Annotated in this window: 17 protein-coding genes and 1 pseudogene; 16 read left to right on the plus strand and 2 right to left on the minus strand. The window is 41.7% G+C overall.

Annotated elements, in window-relative coordinates:
- Positions 1-495: 495 nt before the first annotated feature.
- The 10 genes and pseudogenes from AAFN85_RS04420 (at position 496) to AAFN85_RS04465 (ending at position 11,284) form a co-directional block, all read left to right on the plus strand.
- Positions 496-1,680, plus strand: a complete 1,185-nt coding sequence (locus tag AAFN85_RS04420) for a carboxypeptidase-like regulatory domain-containing protein (protein WP_347525756.1) — start codon at positions 496-498, stop codon at positions 1,678-1,680.
- Positions 1,681-1,969: 289 nt separating this feature from the next.
- Positions 1,970-3,145, plus strand: a complete 1,176-nt coding sequence (locus tag AAFN85_RS04425; protein ID WP_347525757.1) for an AAA family ATPase — start codon at positions 1,970-1,972, stop codon at positions 3,143-3,145.
- Positions 3,138-3,872 (plus strand): HNH endonuclease, encoded by a 735-nt coding sequence (locus AAFN85_RS04430; protein ID WP_347525758.1) that lies wholly within the window; start codon positions 3,138-3,140, stop codon positions 3,870-3,872. The genes AAFN85_RS04425 and AAFN85_RS04430 overlap by 8 nt, the downstream gene beginning before the upstream one ends.
- A 239-nt stretch (positions 3,873-4,111) precedes the next feature.
- Positions 4,112-4,795: pseudogene (ccsA, locus tag AAFN85_RS04435) on the plus strand (cytochrome c biogenesis protein CcsA); the annotation flags it as partial.
- A gap of 1 nt (position 4,796) precedes the next feature.
- The gene (locus tag AAFN85_RS04440) at positions 4,797-5,006 is read left to right on the plus strand and encodes a CcmD family protein (protein WP_347525759.1); all 210 of its coding nucleotides are present in this window, start codon (positions 4,797-4,799) and stop codon (positions 5,004-5,006) included.
- A gap of 151 nt (positions 5,007-5,157) precedes the next feature.
- Positions 5,158-6,594 (plus strand): Glu/Leu/Phe/Val dehydrogenase, encoded by a 1,437-nt coding sequence (locus tag AAFN85_RS04445; RefSeq protein WP_347525760.1) that lies wholly within the window; start codon positions 5,158-5,160, stop codon positions 6,592-6,594.
- Between the two features lie 88 nt (positions 6,595-6,682).
- Positions 6,683-7,192, plus strand: a complete 510-nt coding sequence (locus AAFN85_RS04450; RefSeq protein WP_347525761.1) for a hypothetical protein — start codon at positions 6,683-6,685, stop codon at positions 7,190-7,192.
- Between the two features lie 488 nt (positions 7,193-7,680).
- Positions 7,681-8,091: a cytochrome c maturation protein CcmE gene (locus tag AAFN85_RS04455; RefSeq protein ID WP_347525762.1), complete on the plus strand. Its 411-nt coding sequence runs from the start codon at positions 7,681-7,683 to the stop codon at positions 8,089-8,091.
- A gap of 9 nt (positions 8,092-8,100) precedes the next feature.
- Entirely contained in the window at positions 8,101-10,563 is a 2,463-nt protein-coding gene (gene ccsA, locus AAFN85_RS04460) for a cytochrome c biogenesis protein CcsA (protein WP_347525763.1), read from the plus strand.
- 10 nt (positions 10,564-10,573) lie between these two features.
- On the plus strand, positions 10,574-11,284 hold the full coding sequence (locus AAFN85_RS04465) for a phytanoyl-CoA dioxygenase family protein (protein ID WP_347525764.1): 711 nt from the start codon (positions 10,574-10,576) through the stop codon (positions 11,282-11,284).
- A gap of 2 nt (positions 11,285-11,286) precedes the next feature.
- Here the strand turns inward: AAFN85_RS04465 and AAFN85_RS04470 are convergent, their stop codons facing one another.
- Positions 11,287-12,207, minus strand: coding sequence for an alpha/beta hydrolase (locus AAFN85_RS04470; protein WP_347525765.1), 921 nt, complete (start codon positions 12,205-12,207; stop codon positions 11,287-11,289).
- 81 nt (positions 12,208-12,288) lie between these two features.
- Here AAFN85_RS04470 and AAFN85_RS04475 point away from each other — a divergent pair, with 81 nt between their 5' ends.
- From AAFN85_RS04475 to AAFN85_RS04500, 6 genes are all read left to right on the plus strand, one after another.
- Positions 12,289-13,071 (plus strand): Rossmann-like and DUF2520 domain-containing protein, encoded by a 783-nt coding sequence (locus AAFN85_RS04475; RefSeq protein WP_347525766.1) that lies wholly within the window; start codon positions 12,289-12,291, stop codon positions 13,069-13,071.
- 19 nt (positions 13,072-13,090) lie between these two features.
- On the plus strand, positions 13,091-13,423 hold the full coding sequence (locus AAFN85_RS04480; RefSeq protein ID WP_347525767.1) for a 2Fe-2S iron-sulfur cluster-binding protein: 333 nt from the start codon (positions 13,091-13,093) through the stop codon (positions 13,421-13,423).
- A gap of 87 nt (positions 13,424-13,510) precedes the next feature.
- Complete coding sequence (iscX, locus tag AAFN85_RS04485) at positions 13,511-13,753, plus strand: Fe-S cluster assembly protein IscX (RefSeq protein WP_090524422.1); 243 nt, start codon at positions 13,511-13,513, stop codon at positions 13,751-13,753.
- 157 nt (positions 13,754-13,910) lie between these two features.
- Entirely contained in the window at positions 13,911-14,432 is a 522-nt protein-coding gene (locus AAFN85_RS04490; protein WP_347525768.1) for an HAD-IIIA family hydrolase, read from the plus strand.
- 117 nt (positions 14,433-14,549) lie between these two features.
- Entirely contained in the window at positions 14,550-15,122 is a 573-nt protein-coding gene (locus AAFN85_RS04495) for a Maf family protein (RefSeq protein WP_347525769.1), read from the plus strand.
- A 228-nt stretch (positions 15,123-15,350) separates the two neighbouring features.
- Positions 15,351-16,028 carry a DUF4136 domain-containing protein gene (locus AAFN85_RS04500; protein WP_347525770.1) on the plus strand — a complete coding sequence of 226 codons (678 nt, stop codon included), beginning with the start codon at positions 15,351-15,353 and terminating at the stop codon, positions 16,026-16,028.
- Between the two features lie 634 nt (positions 16,029-16,662).
- Here the strand turns inward: AAFN85_RS04500 and AAFN85_RS04505 are convergent.
- Positions 16,663-16,872 carry a hypothetical protein gene (locus AAFN85_RS04505; RefSeq protein WP_347525771.1) on the minus strand — a complete coding sequence of 70 codons (210 nt, stop codon included), beginning with the start codon at positions 16,870-16,872 and terminating at the stop codon, positions 16,663-16,665.
- Positions 16,873-16,877 lie beyond the last annotated feature (5 nt).

Here is a 16,877-nt window from a genome sequence, read left to right on the forward strand (position 1 = left end):
ACTATAACTGGGAAAGGCCACATCAGGGGATTAATGGTAAAAAGCCCATTGATATGGCTACCCTAAACAACAAAAATAATCCCTAATTCTGTTACCGAATTATCTAACCTTTACAGCAATGACGGCTTTTTATATCCTGCTCATCTTCTAATACCACATACAAGGTTCAGAAAACATTTTACAGGTGTTCAATTTTTTATAGGTGGAACACTTGTTATTTTTTTATAAAATTGAACAACTGATAATCAGATGGTTATAATTTGTTAAATCTGCTTTGTAAGGCAATTTGAACAAATGCGTATTGATAATCAATTAGTTGCGTTTTATGTTTCTAAAACGTTGAACACCTCGTTTTAAAAAATTGAACACTGACATAATCATGGCAGTAATTGGGTTAAAATTAAGTACCGATAAATATCCTTTAGGAATTTCATCTTCAGTTCATAAAAAATGTGTTTTTTTATATTTTGAAAATTAACACCCTTATTTTATTTAATGCGTTTTTATTGGTTTCTGCTTTTCTGTTTCCTGTTTCCGGCGGTTGCGCTTGCACAATCAAACACCATTACCGGTAAGGTTGTAAGGGCCGATACCAAGGCCCCGGTAGCCAATGCAAGCGTATTTTTAAATAACGCTACCTACGGTACATCCACAGCCGAGGATGGCACTTTTACCCTGAGCGGTGTAAAGCCCGGTCAGTACACGCTGGTGGTTACCGGCGTTGGCTATGAAGAATATACAACAACGGTACAGGCAGGAAAAGACCCGGTGAAACTTAATGCCGAACTCACCCAAAAAGTATTAATGCTGCGCGAAGTAGTGATCAGCAGCAATGCCGACTGGAAAAAGAACTACGAGCTTTTCCGCAAGGAATTTGTGGGCAATACCGAAAACGGCAAGGAGTGTAAAGTTACCAACCCGCATATCCTTAACCTGATATACCATAGGGGCAAACAACAACTGGAAGCATCGGGCGATGAGTTTTTGGTGGTTGAAAACCTGGCCCTGGGCTATCGTACCAAATTTTTACTGAAGAGTTTTTTGTTTGATGCCATCGAACATACTATATCATACTCGGGCAGTGCCTTGTTCGAGAACCTGACCGGCAGTGCCGAGCAAAAAAAGATCTGGAAGAAAAAGCGCGAGGATGCCTACTATGGTTCGGCACAGCATTTTTACCGCTCATTGTATAAAGGCACGCTGAAACAGGAGGGCTTTGAAGCACACGATTTTACCCGCTACCTGAACCCTGAGCGCCCCGAAGAGGCCGTACTGGCCCAACGCATAAAAAAATACCGCGACGGCCCCCGCGATTCGCTGGTTAAATATTACAAGCTGAGCAACATGACCAAATGGTTTCACGAAAACCTGGTTAAAACGCCTTTCCAGGAAATGGAAATCCTGCGCAAAACTCCTCAGGACGGCATTTTTGCCGTTGCCTTTCCGCATTTTTTATACGTGGTGTACACCAAACGCGAAGAAACCACCGAGTTTAAAGATGTTTACCACCCGCTGGATATGCCCAACTACGAAACCAGCGTACTTACCAAATACTCCAATTTTATAGCTTTCGATATGAACGGCATTGTGGTATCAAGCCCGGGGCCGCTGTATGAAGGCTCATGGTCGAAGGCTAAGTTAGGGGATTTGTTGCCGGTGGATTATGAGCCGGGGGATTGAAAAAGAATCATTAGTTCAATTTAAATGTACTTATTTTATAAAGTAATGTATTTCTTATTACGTTGTATTCAGTGAGGAGGATTATTATTGCTTGTATTATTGTAGATAATTACAGTAAATAATTATCTTGGTCAAGATTTAATTGTATTCTTTGGCAAACTATTGATTGGAAATTGGCTGATTTTTAGGTGTATAGTTGTCGATTTTATGCTCTGAGAATTTAAGGTTTAAAAAACAATGAGCTGTGAAATAAATAATTATTTCATTTCCTACTTTTTATTATTTAATAATGCACATAAAAGCTATTAATATTCAGGCGGTTGGAGGGATATCGGAAATCTTACTTTCATTTGATAAGCAAATGAATATTGTTTGTGGGCCAAATGGAATAGGAAAAACAACAATACTAGAAAGTATTGCCCATCTTTTTACTTCGGGTAGCACCAAAATATTGAAACGTAATGTGAAATTTTCTAAGGGAGAGATATATGGTAAGGTTGAAGTGGACAACAATATTGTTGAAGCAAGAATTCATTTTGATGGATTTTCACCAGAGTTCCAAAATCAAATTAATGGGCTATATAGTTTCTCAGATAAGATAATCGTATTGAAAACAAATCGAACTTTCGATTATATACCATTAAAAGCCGTAGGAAAAGACGATAAGAAAGAAGGATATACATTATACGAAGATTCAAGATACGGAGTGAAGTTAACCGATGTCAAAAATTGGTTTGTTAATCGCTATTTATATTCCGCTCACGAAAAAGCTTTAACCTCTGAACAATTAGCAAATTTGACTCTTGCTAAACAGTCTTTTTCTAAGCTGAATGATCAGTTTACTTTTAGCCATGTGGAGGCGTCATCTAATGAAATTCTTGTTAATACACCGACAGGAACGATTTATTACGAATACCTTTCCTCCGGCTTCAAGTCATCCTTGTCAATTATTTTTGCAATAATTAAAGAAATCGAATATCGATTTGTTGAGAAACGCTTGGAAGCGACAAATTTCGACGGCATTATCCTCATAGATGAACTAGAATTACATCTTCATCCGGAATGGCAAGAAAAAATATCTAAGGTACTTACAGAAATTTTTCCTTGCGCTCAATTCATAGTTACTACACATAGTCCTCATATAATTCAATTTGCAGAGCCAAATCAAGTCATTGCTTTGAAATTGGACGATGATAAGGTAGTTAGAAAGGAATTGTATAGTAATGAGTATGGTTTTCAGGGGTGGACAATAGAGGAAATACTTACTGACGTGATGGATATGCAAGACACGCGAACTAAAATTTATAATGAATTAATGCAAAGTTTTCAAGGCGCTATTGACGCTCAAAATCATCAGCTAGCGAGCGATTTATGTTTAAGGCTTGAAAAAATGCTGCATCCTCAAAACGAATTAAAAAAATTATTGAAGTTTCAATTAGCAACTGTTAACGTAACTAATGATTAAGCTCGAAAAGAATTTATCCCCATTATTTTTAAATCCAAGTGTTGTTGTCACTCTAACTAATACTTTTAAAACGCATGAAACTTCTGTTTGGAATATAGATGAAATTAAAGAGCCTCTTTTAGAATTGAGTTATGGTAAGTGTGCTTATTGTGAATGCGATTTGCGAGAAGAAAGCAAGTATATGGAAGTCGAACATTTCGAGGATAAAAAAAATAATCCCGACAAAGTGGTGGTTTGGGATAATTTACTACCATCATGTAAAAGATGTAATGGTGCTAAGAGTACTCATGATGTAATTTCGAATCCTATTATCAACCCATTTTTAGAAAATCCAGTCAACCATTTGAAATTGACTCATTACCGATTTATAGGTACAACTAATGTTGGTACTGAAACCATTGGGGTGGTGGATTTGAATCATACAGAACGGGCTGTAAATAAACGTTTTAAAATAGGTAATAAGCTTTTAGAAACAATAGAAGTGCTGGGGGAAAAATTACAACTTTACTTAGACAAACCAATTACTCAGCGCAAGAACAAATTATTAGGTGTTTTAGAAGCAATCTTACTTGAATGTCAAGAATATGCTGAGTACACAGCAACAACCTCAACTATATTACATTCCAGTGTTAAATTTCAGGAAATTAAAATTGAGGTAGAAACTGCCGGGCTTTGGTCACAAAGGTTCGATGATTTATTTACTAACTCCAAAAGATTCATTCTTTAACAGCAGGTTTTTCCATGTCGGGGGCGATTTGATTAGAAACAGGTTTATAAGCTATAACAGTATATAACTAGATTCAAATTAATCGGTTTAGTCTTAGTTTCAGTATATCATGTCGTGAATAAAGGCTTATCATTTATTTAAAGATACATAATTTGATTAGGTGGTCACTTGGTCGTCACTTAATTTGATTCTGATTAGACTATCAGCGCACTCCCCAATTTTTCCTTACCTTTACCGCCACAAATCATATGAAGTTTATTTATCAAACATGGTGGAAGGTAATAGCCGTTTTATTGGTATTATCTACTTTTTACACCGGGCTGGTTTTTAAAGCGCCACGGTTGCCAATTATTCACGAAACTATCCGCAATTTATATTTCCACGTGCCTATGTGGATGGGCATGCTTACGGTATTTGTGGTGTCGGTTTATTTCAGTATTAAATACCTGCAAACGGGTAAGGAAGAGCATGACCTGGCCGCGGTTGAGTGTGTTAATACCGGGTTGTTGTTTTATACCCTCGGCCTGTTAACCGGTATGCTTTGGGCCAAATACACCTGGGGCGAGTTCTGGAGCGGCGACCCTAAGCAAAACAGTGCGGCCATCGCGTTCTTACTATACTGTGCTTACCTGGTGCTGCGTAACTCGATTGATGAGGAGCAGAAGCGGGCCAAGATCTCGGCTATTTACAACATCTTCGCCTTCCCGATCATGATCGTGCTGATATTTGTTTTGCCCCGCATGACGGATTCTTTGCACCCTGGCAGTGGCGGTAACCCGGCCTTTGGTAAATATGATTTGGATAACGGCATGAAGGTGGCTTTTTACCCGGCCATGCTGGGCTGGAGTTTTATCGCCCTTTGGATAGCCACTGTGCGCTACCGTATCCGTTTAGTTGAAAACAAGAAGAACGCTATAAATTAATATGAAAAAATTATCTCTTGTATTGTTGCTTATCATGTGCTGTACCGTTGCTTTCGCACAGCAAGGCCAACAAGTTGAAATGGCCGACGCGTTGCGCAGCTCGGGAAAAATTTACGTGGTTGTAGCAACTATTTCCATAATTTTTGTTGGATTGGCTATTTTCCTGTTCACTATCGATCGAAGGTTAAAAAAAGTCGAAAACGAAAAGTAGTTCAAATAGTATGTTTAAATTGTTTAAACATATTTTTAGTAGCGCTGTTGATGGTGTATAGGCCACACTAACTAATAAATATTTGCAATATTGATAAAAATTGTACCAAATTTGCTCACTTTTTTAAGAATTTAATATTTATACAATAGTTATGGCTACGAATATTTTAGTCGCCGACCAAGAGACGCACTTTTTTGGCGACGTATGTAAAAACTTTGATCACGCTGCTCAATTCACCAAACACGATGCAGGTTTGCTCGATCAGATCAAATCATGCAACAGCGTTTACCGCTTCCGCTTCCCTATCCGCAGGGGCAATGGTTTCGAGGTAATTGACGCCTGGCGTGTTGAGCATTCGCACCACCAATCGCCAACCAAAGGTGGTATCCGCTACAGCGAAATGGTGAACGAGGATGAAGTAATGGCCCTTGCCGCCCTCATGACCTACAAATGTGCCATCGTTAACGTGCCCTTCGGCGGCGCTAAAGGCGGTATCAAAATAAATCCAAAAAACTACACCGTAAGCGAACTGGAGAATATCACTCGCCGCTACACGGTAGAGTTGATCAAAAAGAATTTCATTGGCCCAAGCATCGATGTACCTGCCCCTGACTATGGATCTGGCGAGCGCGAGATGAGCTGGATAGCCGATACTTATGCCACCATGAACCCAGGTCAGCTGGATGCCATGGGCGCTGTAACCGGTAAACCTATCGCCCTGCACGGTATTGCCGGCAGGAGGGAAGCAACCGGTCGTGGTGTAGCCATTGCCACCCGCGAGTGTGTAAGCGTTGGTGAGGATATGCAGAAAATTGGCCTGCTGCCGGGCTTATCGGGTAAAAGGGTAATTGTGCAAGGTTTGGGTAACGTAGGTTACTACTCGGCTAAGTTTTTGGGCGAGATGGGTGCTATTATAGTTGGCCTTTGCGAGTTTGAAGGCGCTATTTATAACGAAGAAGGCTTAGATATCGAAGCTGTTTTCCAACACCGTAAAGCAACCGGTTCTATTTTAGGTTATGCCGGTGCAAAACAGGAGTTCAAAAATACGATGGAAGGCCTGGAACAACTATGCGATATCCTGGTACCTGCCGCTTTAGAGAATCAGATTACCGAAGCAAACATCCGCAACATTCAGGCAAAAATTATTGTTGAAGGCGCAAACGGCCCAACATCGCCCGAGGCGGAAGCTATATTTTATGCCAACGGTGGCCTTATCGTTCCGGATATGTATGCCAATGCCGGTGGTGTAACGGTATCGTACTTCGAATGGTTAAAAAACCTGAGCCACGTAGCCTTTGGCCGTATGAACCGCAGGTTTGAGGAAAACTCCAACCTTAACCTGGTAAACATGGTTGAAGGTATCACCGGGGTAGCTTTAACCGCTATGCAACGCTCAACCATTATTAAAGGTGCTTCGGAGCTGGAGCTGGTAAATTCGGGTTTGGAAGATACTATGATCCGCTCGTACCACGAGATCAGGGAGATCTACAAAAATAACCCGGATATCGGCACTTTGCGTAACGCAGCCATGGTGGGCGCTATCAATAAAATAGCCGTATCGTACCAAAACCTTGGTATCTGGCCATAATTAAGGATTTTAATAGTTTTATTATATAACGGGGTGGGTTTGTAAGAATCCGCCCCGTTTTGGTTTTTGTTTAACTTTACCTTTCGTAATGAAAGCCTCAGACCTACAAAAAAACAAAAATCGCACCCGGCGAAAAATTAAAGAGGCTTTTAAGCCATATTTAATAGCCTCGTATGTGTTGTGCGCCTTCGCATTTTTCTATTCAGTATTTAATTTTCGGAATGTTTTGATAAATTATAGTGTACCGTTATTACTGGCAGCGGTTTGCGGTTTGGTCGCAATATTTTTTACGGAAAAGAAAGATAACTACTTTTTTGCATTTATGGGGTATGGTTCACTTTTTATAGGTATTCCTTTATTTATCAATAATACCTTTGCTGATTTTCGAAATGTAGAAATGAAACTTTCCATAAAAAACAGGCAACACGCGCAAGGGCGACATAGGGCATCGGTTGATATTCGGTATAAAGATTTTGATAAAGAGATATTAGTTGATGACAGTGCTGATATAGATAACTCATCGTATATTATTCTTAAAATGAATAAAGGCTTGCTTGGTTATTATGTTATCAAGAGCACGCGATTAGTGAATGAATAGTATGATTTTTGCGATAGGGATAGGGGCGGATACCGTCCGTTAGCTAACGGATAAGGCCTGTGCAGGATGAGCAGATAGCCCGCGCAGGTATCGCTATTATTGTCAGAATCGCTGATTAGAATGATTACGTTGATTTCGCTGATTTTTTCTGAACGCTTATTTATAGGATTAATAGATTATAAGGAGGCAATGAAAATTCTATAAATTCTAATAATTTCCCCAAATTCGAGTTCAGACAAAAACGCCTGCATACGGTCGTGAAGACACGACCGCTGGTGAGAAAATCCCATAAATCCCAAAAATCCCCTTAAATCCCGGTTCAGACGAAAATCCTGTCCATCCATCCCGCCAATTCACCCCAAATCCCGGTTCAGACAATTCTTAAATCTATCAAGAACGATTCTAAATAATACATATGTCTTGTAATAAACATATTTCGCTTCATGTTTTGTATTTTTGCAAATCGATTTTAATTATATAAACCGTAAATGAAAAAGAGCGCGATTTTTGGTTTGGTGGTTATAGCCGTGGCTATAGCAGTTATCATAAGTGTTTATTCCAGTTCAAGTACCTACGCAACATTTGCCGAGGCGCAGGCTTCGGGTACCGAGTTACATATTATCGGGCACCTTAACAAAAAGAAAGAACTGGTTTATGATGCCACCAAGGATGCCAACTATTTTTCGTTTTACATGAATGATAACAAAGGCGAAGAGCGCAAGGTGATCATCAACAGTACCAAGCCTGAAGATTTTGAGCGTTCGGAGCAATTGGTAGTTACCGGCCAGATGGTTGGCAACGAGTTTCACGCCAGCAAGATCCTGATGAAATGCCCATCTAAATACACCCAGGATAAATTAGACGTTACCGAAGTAAAGGCTAAACAAGCCAGCATTTAACCATTTTTGATGAATACAGTATTTAAGGGCGAGCACCTTCTACCAGGGCAGATCGGCCAGTTTTTTATCGTTCTTTCGTTTGGCGCAGCCCTGCTGTCATTTTTAAGCTATTACTTTGCTACTACCGATGATGCCGGAAAGCTGAACAGCAGCTGGCAGCGTTTAGGCCGCATTGGCTTTATTGTTAATTCAGTTGGTATTTTAGGAATGGGCATTTGCCTGTTCTATATCCTTTACAATCATTATTTCGAATATCACTACGCCTGGTCGTACACCTCGCGTTCCTTGCCTGTTTATTACCTCGTTTCGGGTTTCTGGAACGGACAGGAGGGTGGCTTTTTGCTGTTTGCTTTTTGGCAGGCAGTTTTAGGTAACCTGTTAATAGTTAAAGCAAAATCGTGGGAGCGCCCGGTAATGACGGTTGTAGCCCTGTCGCAGGTGATCTTAGCTACAATGGTTTTGGGTATCGATATTTTTGGTACACGGATAGGTAGTTCGCCGTTTTTGCTGTTGCGTAATTCGGGTATCGAAGCACCTATTTTCTCGCAGCCAAACTATCTCGATTTTATAAAAGACGGACAGGGCATGAATCCATCCCTGCAAAACTACTGGATGATCATTCACCCGCCTACCTTGTTTTTAGGCTTTGCATCGTTGGTTGTGCCTTTTGCATACGCGGTAGCAGGCCTTTGGCAAAAACGTTATAAAGAGTGGGTACAACCTGCCATATCATATACCTTATTTGGTTCGATGATATTGGGCACAGGGGTTATCATGGGTTCGTTCTGGGCTTATGAGTCGTTAAACTTTGGCGGCTTTTGGGCTTGGGACCCGGTAGAGAACGGTTCTATTTTTCCATGGATAACCATTGTTGCCGCATTACACGTGCTCATCGTATTTAAAAACAGCGGTCACTCATATTTCACAGCTACATTTTTAGTGCTGATCAGCTTTGTGCTGGTTTGGTACACCTCGTTCCTATCACGAAGCGGTATCCTGGGCGAAAGCTCGGTGCACGCCTTTACCGATCTGGGCATGTTCTGGCAGCTGGTTATCGGTATCTTGATATTCCTAGCTATTACCATCGGTATTTTGATATGGAGATGGAAAGAATTGCCTATCACCAAAAAGGACGAAGAAACCTACTCGCGCGAGTTTTGGATGTTTGTTGGTTCGGTGTTTTTGGCTTTGTCGTGCTTCCACCTAATTGTGGTTACCTCGGTGCCGGTATGGAACGCCATGTTCGGTACCAAGATAGCGCCACCTGCCGATGCTGTTAAGCATTACAACGTGATCCAATCGGCATTTGCCTTTGTGGTTACCGTACTTACAGGCTTTACACAATTTTTAAAATACAAGAAAACTGATATTACCCGTTTTTTTATCACTACAGGTGTTTACTTCTTATTCGCTATCCTAATCACTGCTTTAATAGTAACGGTTACCGGCGTATACAAGCTAAACATGGTATTTATGTTGGTGATGTGTGGCTCGGTTTATTCGGTAGTGGCCAACGCCAAGGTTTTGGTTGATGCCTTTAAAGGTAAATTTAAACTGGCGGGTGCTGCTGTAGCTCACTTAGGTTTCGGCTTCCTGCTTATCGGCGCGGTAATAGCCGCTGGTACCAGCAAAGTAGTTTCGCAAAACGCGAGCGGCGAGCTTGCCGTACAAGGCTTCGATGCGAAAGCTGGTAACGTGAAAGAAAACATCATGATATACAAAAACGTTCCGGTAAAAATGGGTGATTATACCATTACATACCTGGGCGATTCGATATCAACTCCAAGCCATTTTTACAAAGTAGATTATAAACGCTTTGACGCCAATGGCAAAGTGCTTGAAAACTTTGTGCTGAAACCAAAGGTACAAGCCAGTCGCGAAGCAGGTTTTGCCTCATCGCCAGATACTAAACATTATTTAACCAGCGACTTATACACCCACATCACAGCAGTACCAAGCGAAGGCTTTAACATGCAAGGCGGTGAAGCAGCGCACGATGAAGGTAACGACGATAAAAACTACGACGAACCTGTAGCCCACGAAGTAGCCGTTGGCGATACCATCCGTTACCGTGATGGTTTCATGATCCTGAAATCGATCAATAAACAGGTTAGTGTTCAAAATATTAAAGTTGGGCCTAACGATGTAGCCATCGGCGCTAATTTAGAGGTTCATGCCAATAATACGGTTTACACTGCCGAGCCGGTATTTATGATCAAAGATGGTAACGTATTTGATTTTGCCCGTAAGGTTGATGATGCAGGCTTGAAACTCCGTTTTTCGAGGATCATTCCTGAAAGCAAAAAGATGGAGATCACCGTTTACCAGCAGCCTAAAAACAAAAAGCCTTGGATAGTGATGCGCGCCATTGCCTTTCCGTATATCAACTTCTTTTGGAGCGGGTCGATTATCATGGTTATCGGCTTCCTATTGTCGATCCAAAGGCGTAATAAAGAGCTTAAAACTGTTTAACTTTTGTTAAATGGATGTTACGCAGCATCAGTATAAGATCGCTAATGATGGTTTCACCGTTGTTAATGATATTTATACTGATGCTGAAGTAAATAACATTTTAAAGGCGATTGAAAGCGCCGATAAAACCGGTCCGCTGTTTAGGCAAACGGACGATCTGTTTGCTATCAGGCAATTCCTGAAAGCTATTCCTTCTGTATCTTCCTTAATTTTTACTGATAAGCTTAACCTTTTCCTGAAGCAATTATTGGGCGATGGTTATTTTGCGGTGAAATCTATTTACTTTGATAAGCCCGCCTTATCCAACTGGTTTGTAGCCTGGCACCAAGACCTGACCATCTCGGTAGATAAAAAAGCTGAGATAGGCGGCTACGGCCCATGGACGGTGAAGCATAACCAATTCGCGGTGCAACCACCTTTAGGTATCCTCGAAGATAATTTCACCATCCGCGTTCATTTGGATGATACTGACGAGGGCAATGGTGCTTTAAAGGTTATCCCCGGTTCGCATTTAAAAGGTGTTATTCGCCCCGAAACTATAGATCATGAAAGCGTAACCTCCATTAGTTGCAATGTATCAGCGGGAGGGATGATGGTCATGAAGCCTTTGCTAATGCATGCTTCCGGCCGAACCTCTAACAATAAAAAGAGGAGGGTGATGCATATTGAATTTAGCAGGGCTGAGTTAGCTGAGGGAATTGATTGGGCTGAAAAGGCATAAAACTATGCTTTCAAAAACGATAAGATCTTAGCATTAACCGTATCCGCCTTCTCAATCATAGGCAAATGTGCCGCATCATCAACCTGGAAGAAATCCGTTTTTAAAACACTTCGTATTGAATCACTAAAGCGCGGTGGAACGGTTTTGTCAAACTTGCCCCATATCAGTAAAACAGGTTTGTTTGTGCTATTGAGGCAGGCATTGCTTGCCCGGCCATTGTTATTGTAGTTGTACAGGGTAGATATCAAAGCGTTGCGGAACCCCTCGTAGCGCATTTGCGGCTTGTAAAGTTTGGCCCAGTTGGGGTGTTGTTTGGGGTATCTGAAATCGTCCATCTGGCCTTTTACACGTTCGTCCGAGTTTACGGCTTCGTTGTATAGCGTAAAATATTGAGGCGCGGCAGGCTTTTTCATATCATAAGCCGGATCGATCAATATTACTTTATTTACCAAGTCTGGGTGGGCGCAGCTAAAATTGGTTACTACCGCTCCTCCGAATGAGATACCTGCCAGCGTTACCTTGCCTTGCAGCTTAAGTTGTTGTAAAAGTTCAAGCAACTGGGAGTTATAAAAATCCTGGGTGTAGGCTACCTTTGGTCTGTCTGAGTACCCGCGACCGTACATATCATAGCGCAATACCCGGTAACCTTGTTTTACCAAAAAATCATAGGTGGGGTCCCAAATGTAATAGGGTACGCTAAAGCCGTGAACAAGCACAATTGGCTGCCCGTTTTCGGGACCGCCAAGCTCATAGTGTGTTATGCCCTGGCTTAATTTAATAAAACTACCGCTAATCTTTTTACGGTCGGCATCGGTAAGGGTACGGGTTTCTTTATTATTGTACCGATAAAAGCTATACATTATTAATGACGCGGCACTAACAAGAAACAGCACAATTATTATGCTTACTTTAAGTATTTTCATGCGGTAGTAGATGTTAGTGCCTAAAGTACACAAATATTTATATCACAGGTAGTTAATAAAATCATTAATTGTAAAATTAATATGCGCATAACAATAATAGGCTCGGGTAATGTGGCTACCCACATGGCCGCGGCATTTAAAAATGCCGGGCACCGCATTGTGCAGGTGTACAGTCGCGATCTGCAAAACGCCTGGCTGTTAGCCTATCACGTTGGTGCCGAAGCCGTTGATAAACTTGAGCTGATCAGCAATGAAACCGATCTGTTTGTGATCTCTCTGAAAGACGATGCCATTGCAGATGTTGCCAAAACGCTGGCCGTTCACAATAAATTAATAGTGCATACTTCCGGGGCTACCGGTTTGGATATTTTGCTGGCTGTTACACCTAATGCCGGTGTTTTTTATCCTCTGCAAACGTTTAGCAAAGTACGTGAGGTTAATTTCAGGGACGTACCGCTTTGTTTGGAGGGGGGCAATGATGATATTCTTGGCCAACTAAAGGAGCTTGCTTATACTGTCAGCAATAATGTATATACTGTAGACTCTGCCCAGCGCAAAGTATTGCACCTTGCCGCTGTGTTTGCATGTAATTTTCCTAATTATCTTTATGGTGTGGCGCAGCAGCTTTTGGCCCAACACCAAATGGGTTTTGATATGTTGCGCCCCCTGATATTAGAGACTGCCCAGAAGGTTCAGGAGCAGGTGCCAGGGGATGTACAAACCGGGCCTGCGGTGCGTAATGATGGCGGTACTATGGCTGCGCATCTGCAAATGCTGAGCGATATGCCTCAGCTACAAGATATTTATACTTTATTAAGTCAGGGTATTATCAAAAACAATAATGACGTTACTGCAAACGGGTAATTTTGTTACTTTTGCCTAAATGAACATTTATAAAATAAAGGTCAACTTTGAGGAAAAAGGGCACGAAAGTATTGAACTGCCTATAGCCGAAGGAGAATCTGTATTAGACGTATGCCTCGAAAACGGCATCGAGTTACAGCACAATTGCGGCGGTGTTTGTGGGTGCAGCACCTGCCATGTTTACGTAAATAAGGGAGAGGATAACATCCAGGAGATATCTGATAAGGAAGAGGATTTTATCGATAGGGCGGTTAACCCGCGCATCAACTCGCGCCTGGGTTGCCAATGCGTGATAGTTGATGGCGATATCGAAGTTACTTTGCCAGATCAATCGCAGTTTTTAGGCCACTAAATTGCAGCAATCCCTTTAAAACACTAAATAAAACGTATAACTTGCATCGTATTAACGTAATCGGGGTAATACGTAAAATCAACTAAAATGAGCGATAATAAATTTGCCTTACCAATTCACTGGAATGACTACGAAGATATTGCCATTGAGCTTTACGAAAAGTTTGGTGACGATTTCGACGAATCAAAAATATACCGCATCCGCTTTACCGAACTTTTGGAGTGGGTATTGAGCCTGCCAAATTTCGCCGGCACCCGTGCCGAATCAAACGAAGGCCACCTGGAGCAGATCCAATCGGCCTGGGTTTACGAGTGGAGAGATAACCAATAGTTGTTTCAGTTTGCAGTTTTGAGTTGGCGGTTTGCTTTAGTTGCAGTAGCAGATTGTTAGTGGCAGCAGCAGTTGCAGTTAGCACGATTTAAATCAATTCTGTAAGCGAAATAAATCGGTGTAATCAAAAAACAATCGGTGTAATCCCAAAAAACAAATGGAATCGTTCCTGAATAAATTAAAAGATATTACCACCCTTATTTTTGATGTGGATGGCGTATTGACCGATGGGTCGGTATTTGTTACCGAAACAGGCGAGCAAAGCCGTGCTTTCAATATTAAGGATGGATACGCGCTGCAACTGGCCGTTAAATGCGGTTATAATGTTTGCGCCATATCGGGCAGCCGTTCAAAAAGCGCTATCTACCGTTTAAACAGCCTGGGCATTCAGGATGTTTATATGGGTACACATACCAAATCGCAAAGGTTCAAGATCTATCTTGAAGAAAAAAGTATCATAGCTACCAATGTACTATACATGGGCGATGATATTCCCGACCTGGAAGTGATGAAACTTGCCGGACTACCGGTTTGCCCTGCCGATGCTGTTGAAGAGATCAAAGCCGTAAGCGCTTACGTATCTCCCTACGGCGGCGGAAAAGGCTGTGCCCGCGATATCATCGAAAAAGTGCTCAAAGTACAGGATAAATGGATGAGCAAACAGGCGTATAGCTGGTAGGTTTTAAATAATATATGTCATTGCGAGGAGGTACGACGAAGCAATCGCGAACTGATCCGCTCTAAATAGCAAGCCATGTCGCGCTATCGTTCGCAATGACACCAAATCAATGTCAACATGAATACCATTCCACCCGTAATTCTCGCATCAAAATCGCCAAGGCGGCAAGAGCTGCTAAGATTGATGGATATTGATTTTAGTGTTGTGTTGAAGGAAGTTGATGAATCATACCCCGATGGTTTAACCCCGCCGGAAGTTGCCCTATACATCGCCCGTAAAAAAGCCGAAGCCTATACCGAATCAATAAATGATGAGGTAGTACTTACTGCCGATACCATTGTTTGTATCGACGGTTTGATATTAGGTAAACCTGAAACACCTGCCCACGCGGTTGAGATGCTACAAAGGTTATCGGGTAGGGTACATGAGGTAATTACAGGTGTTTGCCTCTTGTACAAAGGGGAGTATAATATGTTTTACGATAAATCGGAAGTGTTTTTCAGGAAGCTTACCGATATCGAGATCAGCAGCTATGTTGATAAATACCAGCCGTTGGATAAAGCGGGATCATACGGCATCCAGGAGCGTATCGGTTTAATAGGTATTGAGCGCATTAATGGCTCATACACCAATGTGGTGGGTTTACCTACCGAAAAGGTTTACGCGCAGTTGGTGAATTTGTCCAGGTAAGGTTTAATAAAAATTATTTTAGGAATGCCCCTGGGTAAGAAATGATTTCCTTCTTGTCTCTTTATTCTTGCCCTCTTGTGTCTTTTCAAATTTCATCTATTTCTTTTCAGAGTTTATCGATACCACGCCTCTCTACATCAATCCTTCATCTTTTTAATAAAATATTTATCTAAATTAAACCTTTGTTTCCTGCACAGTCTAATGTTGTAACTAAAGGGAGTATTTGTCATGAAAAAATCTATTAATACAGGGTTGGCGTTTTTGCTGCTGGCCACCTTGTCGGCTTGTAGTAGCTACAATTATTACACAGCAGCCCGTAACAAAACAGATCTCTCTTCTTATCGCACATTTGCCTGGCTACCTCCTGCAACCATGACCAATAAAGCCGGCGCAGTTGTGAAAAAAGAAGTAGCAGACGAAAGAGTGAAAGACGCTACCATAGCGGCGCTGGAAAGTAAAGGCCTAAAATTTCAGGAAGGCGATGCCGATTTATTGGTAAGCTACTCAACCGTAACCGGACGAGGTATGAAAACTGAGTTTTATCCATCGTATTATGGCGGCTGGGGCTATCCGGGTATTGGCTTTGGTTATGGCTGGGGATGGGGTTATCGCAGGCCATTTTATGGATATGGCGGCTGGGGCTGGGGTTATCCTTACGGTGGTTTTGGCTATGGCTTTGGTTATGGCGGCGGCGGTTATGCCCGTGTGCCTTATAAAGAAGGTACGCTGATCATCGATTTGGTTGATAACCGTACCCGCAGATTAGTATGGCGTGGTTTTGGTGTTGGCGAACTGCACAACCCGCAAAAAACATTGAAAGAATTGCCAAAGGTAGTTGATGGTATTATTGAACAACTACAGCTTAACCAGGTACAGCAACAACAGTTGCCAATGAAAAAGGCTTAATTAGCCCGAATTTAATTAAGAACAAGTAAATGAAAAAACCTCCGCGCTTAGTGTACGGAGGTTTTTTCATTTAATAGAATTGCTAAGAAGCTTTTTAAATTTGATTGTTTTTACTTGCGTCTCCCGCATGCAATTTACGGTGACTGAGGTGACCTGGATAGCCGCTTGTCCTCCTCCGTACAGTCGGGGATTGCTTCGTGCCTACCCATGACATAATTAAACAAGGTCGTGCTGAACTTGTTTCAGCATCCCACTTGCTAAGTAATCATGCTAAGCAAAGCGGGCGATCTGTCCTGTGGGATGCCGAAATAAATTCGGCACGACGGCGGAGATGTGTCATGTCTCCTTCAGAGGCTTAGGCTTTTACTCACTCGCAATGCCGCTCGGCGGACATGGTAGTTTTCTCGAACCATTTTAAACAGCTTCTACGATTTATGAAGTTTTAAAAACTGTGCAAGTATGGATCTTACAATTTGTAATGAGTAGATATTAAGGATTATCCCCTTTGCTCAATGCGCGAACTTGCTCATAGCAGCAGATCTTCGCAACAACTCAAGAAATGACAATTTTATCTAATGGGAGGAACCCCAGGTTACACTAAACCGAGAGGGGAAAAAGAAAAAATCCATCCGGCTTAAGCCTGGATGGATTTTTGTTTGCGGTATAAATGTATTACCGTTATGGCAAAGGCAACTAAGGCCAATAATACAACCCAGGTATCAAGCGGGCAAACAGCATCACCGTCTGTACCATCGCAGGGAAACCCCGGATCTGAAGACTGTGCAAAACTGCTTAAAACGGTTACCACTAAAAGTATCGTGGTTAAAAATATCTTTTTTATCATGCGCA

It is taken from the genome of Mucilaginibacter sp. CAU 1740 (assembly GCF_039839285.1).
In the GTDB taxonomy this organism is placed as follows: domain Bacteria; phylum Bacteroidota; class Bacteroidia; order Sphingobacteriales; family Sphingobacteriaceae; genus Mucilaginibacter.